The 303-nt window shown below is 55.4% G+C and carries 1 protein-coding gene; it reads right to left on the reverse strand.

Annotated features, from left to right (window positions below; translation table 11 throughout):
• Positions 1-303, reverse strand: a 303-nt coding sequence (locus ACO0LK_RS27070; RefSeq protein WP_422980617.1) for a hypothetical protein, incomplete at both ends; no start/stop codon positions are given.

Genomic DNA, 303 nt, shown 5'->3' on the forward strand with positions numbered 1-303 from the left:
GGATTTGGGACACTTGGGTGACTGCTGTGTCGTTGGTCAGTTCGATGTTACCGATGTTTTTGATGCCGTTGAAGTCGCCGATGGCTGCGTTCGTTGCATTGCGCAGTTCGATGACGTCGTCGTTCTTCTGGCTGTTGTTGGTGGTGTTGTTGTCAACAGCACCGCCGTCAATGGTGTGGGTACCATTGAAGTTGGCATCAGTGAAGATGATGCGGTCGGCTGTGCGGGAGGCACCTTCTTCGCCGTTGTAGCTGAAGCGGCTTGTGGCGCTCAGGCTACGGGCGTCGATCACCACTGCGCTTT

Origin of the sequence: Undibacterium sp. Ji49W (genome assembly GCF_049340205.1) — a bacterium.
Classification (GTDB): Bacteria; Pseudomonadota; Gammaproteobacteria; order Burkholderiales; family Burkholderiaceae_D; genus Undibacterium.